Source organism: Zymomonas sp., from assembly GCF_020216885.1.
Lineage (GTDB): Bacteria > Pseudomonadota > Alphaproteobacteria > Sphingomonadales > Sphingomonadaceae > Zymomonas.
The window spans coordinates 1-9517 of record NZ_JAIWON010000132.1 but is presented as its reverse complement, the minus strand read 5'-3'; the positions used below and the strand labels follow the sequence as shown (position 1 = coordinate 9517).

Genomic DNA, 9517 nt, shown 5'->3' with positions numbered 1-9517 from the left:
CCCATAGAAAGCGTGGCATGGGCTGCTATTCCTTGCGTCATGAAAAACAGACCGCAAAGAATAGAGGTAGCTAAATGAGATGCTCTTTTTTTTATTTTTTCAAAAGCCATAACAACATTCTATATTATTTGCGGCTGTTTTAAAAACACAGCGATAAAAGACAGGTTAATTTTAAGATAAATTTATTATCGTTCTTATTTTTTTTTTTTTTTAGTCATTAAATAATCGACGGCTTTATTATCGCTCAAAGCAAAACCATGCAAAGGTGACCAAGTCATACCGATTATATCCGTCACCACAAGACCCGCTTTTTCCAGCAGTTGTTGGGTTTCTTCGGGTTTTAAAAACCGGCTCCAATCATGGGTTTTCGCCGGAATACCTCCCAAGGTTTCCCCAATCCCGATAATCATCATTTTTGAAAGCAAGGTGCGGTTCGGAGTCGATAAAATCAAAAGGCCATTTGGGTCTAGCTTATCTGCTATGGCCTGTATGAACTGTTCAGGATCGGCCACATGCTCTAAAACCTCCATAGCGGTAATGAGATCGAAATTTGTGTCTTCGACCGACTCTAGCTCTCCGGTCAGATAGCGGATATTCAAATGTTGTTCTTCGGCATGGGCTTTGGCAACGGCAATATTTTCAAAAGCCGCATCAACGCCGGTCACATCACCGCCTAACCGGCATAAAGGTTCGCTCAAAAGCCCCGCACCGCAGCCAATATCAAGAACGCTTTTCCCCATTAAAGGGAAGGGGTTACCAAAGGCCGAGACAAAATATTGATCAATAGCCTGCCGAATATAGGATAATCTTACCGGATTCATGCGATGCAGCATCGCCGAGCTACCAAAAGGATTCCACCAATCCTTTGCCATTTTTCCAAAATGAAGAGCTTGATGATGGTCAATTGTCGAAGAAGTCTGATCATTTTTTTTATCAGAAGTCTTCTCTGCCGTTGACAATGAATGTGAAGCAGCGCTTGCTTTCATTATAATACATCCCTACAAAATCGCCTTTGCGTCTGCAAAGCTGGTTTTCTGCTATAATTTTGAGCGTTTCTTTATGGCCCGTATCGTAATGAAGTTTGGTGGCACGTCGGTTGCAGGATTGGAAAGAATCCGGAACGTCGCCCGTCGTGTCCAAAAAGAAGTAGAAGACGGTAACGAAGTTGCCGTCGTCGTCTCCGCTATGTCGGGCGAAACTGATCGTCTGGTAGGCTTTTGTCGTGAAGCGGCTCCCCTTTATGATCCTGCGGAATATGACGCTGTCGTCTCTTCCGGTGAACAGGTGACCAGTGGTCTTTTAGCCATTGTCTTAAAGTCGATGGGTGTGAAAGCCCGTAGCTGGTTCGGTTGGCAAATTCCGATTCACACCACCGATGCTTACGCCAATAGCCGGATTGAATCGATAGAGACTGAACGGCTGATTAAAGCCATGAGTTCCAAAGAAGTCGCGGTTATTGCCGGTTTCCAAGGGGTCAGCGACGAAGGTCGGGTAACCACGCTTGGTCGTGGCGGCTCTGACACCTCGGCTGTGGCGTTGGCGGCGGCTTTGGATGCTGACCGTTGCGATATCTATACCGATGTTGACGGTGTTTATACAACCGATCCTCGCATTGTCTCCCGTGCCCGTCGTCTTGACCGCGTCACTTATGAAGAAATGCTGGAACTCGCTAGCGTCGGTGCTAAAGTGCTTCAAACGCGATCTGTCGGCTTGGCAATGAAGGCAAAAACCCGGCTTCGGGTGCTCTCCTCCTTTGGAGATCCTGATTTATCGCCCGAAGGTGGCACGTTGATTGTTTCGGAAGACGAGATAAAAGAAAATACTATGGAACGTCAGATCATTACCGGTATCGCTTACGACAAATCCGAAGCCAAGGTAACCTTAACCGGGGTTCCTGATAAGCCAGGTGCCGTAGCCCAGATCTTTTCTCTGTTGGCCGATGCCAATATCCATGTCGATATGATCGTGCAGATCGCCTATGAAGGCCATATCACGGATGTAACCTTCACGGTTCCTAAAGCACAGCTTTCTCAAGTGCTCGATATTTTGGAAAAAGGCAAAGAAAAGATCGGTTTCCAAAAAGCCCTCAAAAACGACAATGTCTGCAAAGTCAGCATCGTTGGCGTGGGTATGCGCAGCCATCCGGGTGTGGCGGCTACAATGTTTGATGCGCTTGCAAAACGCGGCATCAATATTCTGGCTATTACCACGTCTGAAATCAAAGTCAGCGTCCTGATCGACGATGCTTATACAGAATTAGCTGTTCGCGTGTTGCATACCGCTTATGGCTTGGATGCCGATAACAAGCCGGTTGAAGAGGCCATTGCATGACCCATAGCGCTAGCCAGCAAAATAATGATGCCGATTTAACGAACAGCAAAATTCTGGAACAGGGTCATCAAAAGCTCGATCGGCTAATGACCCGTGGGGCAGAATTTCTGAATTGTCGTTATGCCATTATGGGCGGCGCAATGAGCTGGGTAAGCGAACGCCATCTCGTCTCTGCTTTGTCAAATGCAGGTGGCTTTGGCGTTCTTGCCTGTGGGGCGATGTCACCGGCTCTGCTTGATGAAGAAATCACAGCGACCAAGCAGCTTACACAGCATTCTTTCGGTGTAAATCTGATTACGATGCATCCCGAGCTGGATCAGCTTATTGATGTCTGCCTTAATCAGAAAGTCAGCCATGTCGTTTTGGCCGGTGGGTTACCGACCACTGCTGCGATTGAAAAGCTGAAAAAAGGCGGTGCCAAAGTTATCTGCTTTGCGCCGGCTTTGATCTTGGGGCGCAAATTGCTTCGAGCAGGTGTGGACGCTTTGGTCATTGAAGGCATGGAGGCCGGTGGTCATATCGGTCCCGTGACGACGACTGTCTTGGCACAAGAAATTCTGCCTGCTTTGGCTGAAAAACTGCCGATTTTTGTGGCGGGTGGCATCGGACGTGGCGAATCTATCGCGGCTTTCCTCGAAATGGGGGCTGCCGGTGTTCAGTTGGGAACGCGTTTTGTCTGTGCCACTGAATCCATTGCCCATCCCAAATTCAAGCAAGCCTTTATCCGTGCCGCGGCCAGAGATGCTGTTACTTCGGTTCAGATTGATCCCCGTCTTCCAGTCATTCCGGTCAGAGCCTTGAAAAACGCAACGACCGAGAATTTTATCGCTAAACAGCGGGAAGTCGCCAAGGCTTTGGATGATGGTGAATTGGCTTTGCCCGATGCTCAGTTGATGATTGAACATTATTGGGCTGGCTCTCTTAGACGGGCAGTGATCGACGGTGATATCGAAAATGGTTCGGTCATGGCGGGTCAATCGGTCGGCATGGTCAAACAGGAAGAACCGGCACAGGTTATTATCGAAAATCTTGTTGAGGAAGCCGCGATTGCTCTTGCCAAACGCAATGTAATTTGACGGTTTTTATAAAATTATGCCCCCATCCCAGCAGATAGCAACCATTGCCGCGCGAGAAATTTTAACACGTTTACACGATGTTATGGCCTCGCGCTCCAATGCCCAGTCAAAACTCGATCAGGTGGTGCAAATTATCAGCACAGCCCTATTGAGCGATGTCTGCTCTATCTATCTGCTGCGTGATGGGGTTCTCGAACTTTTTGCAACCTATGGCTTGAAACAGGAAGCCGTCCACGTCACCCGCCTTAGTCTGGGGCAGGGACTTGTCGGCACTATTGCCCGTGATATGGCAATTCTGAATTTAAGTGAAGCCACAAGCCATCCCGATTTTGTCTATAATCCTGAAACCGGAGAAGAGTTTTTTCACAGCTTTGCCGGTGTCCCGATTGTCAGACGGGAACAGGCTGTCGGCGTTTTAGCTGTCCAATCGGCTGAATCGCGTCGCTTTACCGATATCGAGGTCGAAGCGCTTCAAACGGTCGCCATGGTGCTGGCTGAACTTATTTTTAGCGCCGGTCTGATTGATGAAAATAGCCTCGCCAGTAGCTCCTCTAAAGAGCAAGGCTCGTTACGCTATAGCGGGCTTAAATTGGTGGAAGGTATGGGGCGCGGCTATGCTGTTTTCCACCAGCCTCGTGTGACCATTGAATTTACCGTTGCCGAAGATGTCGAAGTCGAAAGACAAAGATTGAATGCGGCCTTTGCCCGTATGCGGGAACAAATCGAGCATATGGCACAGGAAGCCGAGTTTTTTGGTAATTCCAACGATCATCGCGAAGTGCTGGCTACCTACCGGATGTTTGCCTATGATGAAGGCTGGCGGCGGCGCATTGACGAAGCGATTGATAGCGGTCTAACGGCCGAAGCTGCTATTGAGCGTGTGCAGCAACATAATCGGATGCGGATGCGTGAGATTGGTGATCCGATTTTGGCTGACCGCCTTCACGATCTTGAAGACTTGTCCAACCGTTTGTTACGATTGGTCTCGGGACAGTTAGGTACCGCTGCCAGACTGGGCTTGCATGATGATGCTATTCTGATTGCCCGCAATATGGGTCCCGCAGAATTGCTGGAATATGATCGTCGGCGTTTGAAAGGCATTGTCCTCGAAGAAGGTTCGCTGACTTCTCATGTCACGATTGTTGCCAAGGCTATCGGTATTCCGGTTTTGGGGCGGGTCAAAGAAATTCATCAAGGCGTGAGAGAAGGCGATTTGTTGCTTGTCGATAGCAATCAAGGGGCGGTCTTTATTCGTCCCACGCCTGAAATAGAAGAAGCCTTTGCCACCCGTTTTGCCCTTAGCCGGAAAAGACGTGCCGAATTTGCAGCTATGCGCGATTTACCGGCTATCACCCGCGACAATCATCGCATCGAATTGATGATTAACGCCGGTTTGCGCGATGATGTCGCCGCCTTAGAGGCCACAGGCGCCGACGGAATCGGCCTTTTCAGAACCGAATTTGAATTTCTGGTTTCTTCAACACTCCCCAGACGGGAAAGACAACTCCGCCTTTATCGCGATATTTTGGAAGCGGCAGGTGATCGCCCTGTTATTTTTCGGACAGTCGATATCGGTAACGATAAAACGCTGCCCTATATCAATAACAGCGACGAAACCGTCGAAGAAAATCCAGCTTTAGGCTGGCGTGCTATCCGTTTGGCTCTCGAAAAGAAAGCCCTGCTAAAGGTTCAGGCGCGGGCATTGATTGAAGGCGCTGCGGGAAAAACGCTTTATGTCATGTTCCCGATGATTGCCGAGCCATGGGAATATGAACAGGCACGCGCTGTCTTTGAAAAACAAAATGCTTGGCTTACAAAACATGACAAGCCGCGCGCGAAGAGAATTTATTATGGCTCGATGCTGGAAGTGCCTTCCTTAGCTGAGACACTTGATATTCTGTTGCCCAAACTCGATTTCTTGTCGATTGGCACTAATGATCTGATCCAATTCTTTTTTGCAGCCGATCGCGCCTATCCTAAATTGGCAGAAAGATATGACTGGCTCTCTCCGGCCTTGCTGCGTTTTCTGTCCCGAATTATCGATCAGACGAATACTGCGGGGTGTAAGGTCGGCATTTGCGGGGAAATGGGCGGTCGCACTCTGACAGCGATGGCGCTTATCGGATTAGGCTTGAAACGGCTTTCTATCACGCCAGTAGCCATAGGTCCCATCAAGGCAATGATCCGCTCTTTGGATCGGGATGCTTTTGCGCCCTTTATTCGGGAATTGGTTACAAGCGGTGCCAGTAATATCGGTGACCAGCTTGAAACATGGGCAAAAAAACACGGCGTGGTTATCAATTAACTGAATATCAGATGCGCTTTATCAAAAAAGCTAGAGCTGATAGCGTCTTTTAATGCCTTCCAAATTCGAGGTTACGTCTGTTAAATCCTGATCGGACAAGTGCGCACCCTTTCCGACCATCATCATTGCTGAATGGGAAAAGCTCTAAAATACCCCTTAAATTCTAGGTTAATTTTCAACCCAAGGCGGCTTATACTCCATTTATTTATCAATATTTTGATAAATAGCCTTGGTGAAATCCTCGGTGAAGGCGCCATTCATCCCTTCAAAAGAAGTATTCGTAAGCGAAACCACGGTGATGGCGCGTTTGCGATCAATAAACCATCTATGGCCATATACGCCGCCCCATTGCATCGTGCCTTCCGATTGACCACTTCCAACTTTATCGGGGTCAACCACAAGCGATCCGCCATATCCAAACCCAAAACCGGCTTTATCAGTCGATATTTTGGGATCAATATAGTTGGTAAACATGCGGTTGATTGTTGCCTGACTTAAAAATCCCTGTTTGCCTGTTCTCAATATCTCGAAGAAATGGAGTAAATCTTTGGCATTGCCAACCATTCCAGCGCCGCCAGAGGGATAGGCTTGCTTTTCTGTTGCGCGGCGAGGGGAGAAAATAATACCGCCATAGATCTCTTTATCCCCCATTCTTCGAGGCTCGGATTCCGTATTATAATAAGGTACCGCTAGATCATCGGATTCTGCCCAGAAACAGCAGCTTTTTAATCCCAAGGGACGGGTAACATAATCGGCGATAATCTCAGGCAAAGGGCGCTGACAAAGCTTTTCAAGCATAGCGCCGACCACATCCATCCCCAGCGAATAAGCCCATCCTTCTGTCGGGTAATAGAATAGCGGGGCTTTCGCCAATCGGCGCATATTTTCTTCAAGCGTTAGGGTTGGGCAAAAATCGATCCCGTCCGAAATACCCAAACGTTGGTAAACGGAATCCTCCGGCAAAGAAAAACCGTAATTCAGGCCGCTTTGATGCGTTAAGAGATGATGGAGGGTAATAACAGGGGGTTCGGGGGCATTGGCAAATTTGGGCTTAAAATAAGGTAGCCATCGGGTAACAGGCGTATCTAAGCTAATCCGACCTTCTTCGACTAATCGAAGCGCCGCTGCTGTCACTAGAGGTTTTGTTACTGAAGAGAGACGAAAAACACTATCGAGAGCTAGCGCCTGCTGTTTTTCTCTATCCTTCCAACCAGCAGTTTTCTGATAAATCAATTGCCCATTATGGGCGACCAACAAAACACAGCCCACTAATCTTTGGGTATCAAGGCTTTGTTGAATGATTGCGTCAAGTCTATCGGAAAGAGACGAGGCCACGATTGCTTACTTTCTTCTCTGGAATATCATCCGACAATAAAGCGGTCAGAAAAGAAAGATAGCCAAATTATAGCGTATTCTTCAGAAAGAATTTTTTTGTTCTTTCTCTTATCAGGGCCCGTCAGGAATTTGCCTTTTGGCATCCTCTTCTATTACTTCCCTTAAAACGGGCCTGAATTTTGTATATTATCTGTTTTTTATATTTTTATGACAGACAATAATTATCCAAAGGTTTTGGTGCGAACGCGCACAACATTGTGAGAAGCCGAGATGAACAAGGTCTGGCCTTTTTCACCAAAGCAACAGTTTGACAGTGGCTGACCTGGGTTACCAGAGATAAGACCCAAACATTCACCATCTGGTGCGAAAATGTAAATACCGCCCGGAGCAGACGCAAAAAGATTGCCCTGTTTGTCGATATTCATACCATCAGGCAGACCGGCAAGTCCCTGATCGAAATATTCTTTGCGGAAATTACGCAGTAAAGTCCGGCTGGTGGGCAAGCCATTGCTGTCCAAAGAATAAACCCAGATATTCGGGCTGGCGCGATCTGAGTTAGAAACATAAAGTTTCGTTTCATCAGGGGACAGAGCCAAACCATTCGGGCGGCTAAGACCGGCTTCGATCAAATCTAAACGACCATCAGGAGAGAGACGGAACACACCATTGTAGTTCATCTCTTTGATGTCGGATTCATCAAGATTGGTCAGACCATAAGGCGGATCAGTGAAATAGACAGCGCCTGACTTCGAGAAGAAGAGGTCATTCGGGCTGTTAAAGCGTTTGCCTTTATAGTTATCGACAACAACGCTGCGCTGACGGGTGACCGGATCCACTTTCATGATGGCGCGCGTGCCACTGTCTGCAACCCAGATTTTGCCATCGGGGCCAACTTTCATACCGTTGGAACCGGGTTCACGGAACTGACCGGCCGGAATGGGTTCTGCATGACCTGAAGGTTTCAGGAAGATGCTGACACCGGCATCGGGCGTCCATTTACGCATGATATTGGCGGGCGGATCACTAAACAGCAGGAAATTGCCATTTTTGACCCATACAGGGCCTTCTGACCATTGAATATCAGATGCAATGACCTCAATTGGGGTAGAGACATCTAAAATAGCATCAAGGCGAGGTGAAAATTTGGTAATCTTACCGATGGTAGATCCGTTCATATTATTCTTTGCAGCCTGAGCTGATCCTGTAATAGTGGCGGTTGCTGTCATAGCGGCAATAGGCACTATGGCAGCTGCGGAAAGGCATTCTCGACGAGACATACGACCAGTGGTCATTTTACGACTCCTGCAACTAACCGCATCTTTATTCAAAAAAGGTCATAAAAAGTCTTGTTATTTTTCTAAAAAATTAAAGAAAAATCACGATAGTTAACGTCTCAAAAAATAAGTTTGAAAAAAAAGTTCGTCGAGGTTATCAATAATAACCAACCTAACCATATGGTAAACGTTGTCATAACGCCTTCTCTGTCGTGATTCCTTGATAAAATCACATCCGAATTTATTATTCAGGGACAGGCTCTTTATTTTTAATCCTCAGTTCCGCGACATTCTATTATTTTCGCAAAAACATCATCAAACATATCTTCTGTTAGGCGGCGGGTATTCTGATTATAGCGTGAGCAATGATAGCTATCGACAAGCTGTATTTCTGGCGAAAGCTGATAGGCGGCTCCGTGTTTAAAAGGCATCGAAGATAAAGAGATACCAAAAGCCCGCAAAATGGTCTGATGGGCAATATGCCCCAAGGCCAGAATAACTTTCAGATGAGAATAATGCGCCATTGCTCCCAGAAAGAATGGGCGGCAGGTCACCATCTCTTGCGTTGTCGGCTTGTTTTGCGGCGGAAGGCAGCGCACCGAATTTAAAACGACAGCCCCCTTTAATGTGAAACCATCATTGATATCCGCCTGATAATGACCGGTCGCTAATCCATATTTCAGCAGCGTTTCATAAAGAAGAATACCAGCAAAATCGCCGGTGAAAGGTCGTCCCGTGCGATTAGCACCTTTCATACCAGGGGCAAGGCCGACGATAGCTAGCCAAGGATCGTCATCCCCAAAAGGTGGCACAGGGGCATTAAACCAATCAGGATGCTCTTTTTGTAAATCATGGCGGAGGCTTGCCAATCTAGGGCAAAGGGGGCAATCCCTCTTCGGCATAGATTCTTGAGGGGCTATGGAAAGGCTATTCTCTTTGTTATCCTCTTTTGAATTTGGGTATTTCTTCTGAAAATCAGTGCTTTGTCTTTGTTTAGTCATTAGGGTGCCATAGAATATTTTTCTATTTTTAGAAATAAAAACGCTCTTTAAAATAAATTTTTCTGTTTTTAGTGAAGGTGTTTTTATAGAGTAATTTTTATTTAAAATTATTTTAATTTTATTTTAGTAAATAATCATTTTTATTTAATTTTATTGTTTGGGATTTCTATCAATGCTTTATGCTATCGCACTAGG

The 9517-nt window shown here is 46.8% G+C and carries 7 protein-coding genes; 3 read left to right on the top strand and 4 right to left on the bottom strand.

Annotated features, from left to right (window positions below; all coding sequences use genetic code 11):
- Nucleotides 1-194: 194 nt before the first annotated feature.
- A complete protein-coding gene (gene ubiG, locus LDL18_RS07555; protein WP_296508343.1) occupies nucleotides 195-986 on the bottom strand; it encodes a bifunctional 2-polyprenyl-6-hydroxyphenol methylase/3-demethylubiquinol 3-O-methyltransferase UbiG in 792 nt (263 codons plus the stop codon).
- Between the two features lie 73 nt (nucleotides 987-1059).
- On the opposite strand from ubiG, the gene LDL18_RS07550 reads away from it, so the two are divergent.
- From LDL18_RS07550 to ptsP, 3 genes are read left to right on the top strand one after another with little or no spacing between them, the layout of a single operon-like run.
- Nucleotides 1060-2331 (top strand): aspartate kinase, encoded by a 1272-nt coding sequence (locus LDL18_RS07550; protein WP_296508341.1) that lies wholly within the window; start codon nucleotides 1060-1062, stop codon nucleotides 2329-2331.
- Entirely contained in the window at nucleotides 2328-3407 is a 1080-nt protein-coding gene (locus tag LDL18_RS07545) for a nitronate monooxygenase (protein WP_296508340.1), read from the top strand. The genes LDL18_RS07550 and LDL18_RS07545 overlap by 4 nt, the downstream gene beginning before the upstream one ends.
- Before the next feature lie 16 nt (nucleotides 3408-3423).
- The gene (gene ptsP / locus LDL18_RS07540; RefSeq protein WP_296508337.1) at nucleotides 3424-5712 is read left to right on the top strand and encodes a phosphoenolpyruvate--protein phosphotransferase; all 2289 of its coding nucleotides are present in this window, start codon (nucleotides 3424-3426) and stop codon (nucleotides 5710-5712) included.
- 201 nt (nucleotides 5713-5913) lie between these two features.
- Here the strand turns inward: ptsP and LDL18_RS07535 are convergent, their stop codons facing one another.
- The 3 genes from LDL18_RS07535 to LDL18_RS07525 all read right to left on the bottom strand — a co-directional run bounded on the left by LDL18_RS07535 (nucleotide 5914) and on the right by LDL18_RS07525 (nucleotide 9322).
- Nucleotides 5914-7047, bottom strand: a complete 1134-nt coding sequence (locus LDL18_RS07535) for a serine hydrolase domain-containing protein (RefSeq protein ID WP_296508336.1) — start codon at nucleotides 7045-7047, stop codon at nucleotides 5914-5916.
- Between the two features lie 221 nt (nucleotides 7048-7268).
- On the bottom strand, nucleotides 7269-8339 hold the full coding sequence (gnl, locus tag LDL18_RS07530) for a gluconolactonase (RefSeq protein WP_014849287.1): 1071 nt from the start codon (nucleotides 8337-8339) through the stop codon (nucleotides 7269-7271).
- Between the two features lie 251 nt (nucleotides 8340-8590).
- Nucleotides 8591-9322, bottom strand: coding sequence for a uracil-DNA glycosylase (locus LDL18_RS07525; RefSeq protein ID WP_296508332.1), 732 nt, complete (start codon nucleotides 9320-9322; stop codon nucleotides 8591-8593).
- Nucleotides 9323-9517 lie beyond the last annotated feature (195 nt).

What these genes read in the sequence shown, in the direction of transcription:
- ubiG (WP_296508343.1), bottom strand. Translation starts at nt 986, where the DNA reads ATGAAAGCAAGCGCTGCTTCACATTCATTGTCAACGGCAGAGAAGACT.
- LDL18_RS07550 (WP_296508341.1), top strand. Translation starts at nt 1,060, where the DNA reads ATGGCCCGTATCGTAATGAAGTTTGGTGGCACGTCGGTTGCAGGATTG.
- LDL18_RS07545 (WP_296508340.1), top strand. Translation starts at nt 2,328, where the DNA reads ATGACCCATAGCGCTAGCCAGCAAAATAATGATGCCGATTTAACGAAC.
- ptsP (WP_296508337.1), top strand. Translation starts at nt 3,424, where the DNA reads ATGCCCCCATCCCAGCAGATAGCAACCATTGCCGCGCGAGAAATTTTA.
- gnl (WP_014849287.1), bottom strand. Translation starts at nt 8,339, where the DNA reads ATGACCACTGGTCGTATGTCTCGTCGAGAATGCCTTTCCGCAGCTGCC.
- LDL18_RS07525 (WP_296508332.1), bottom strand. Translation starts at nt 9,322, where the DNA reads ATGACTAAACAAAGACAAAGCACTGATTTTCAGAAGAAATACCCAAAT.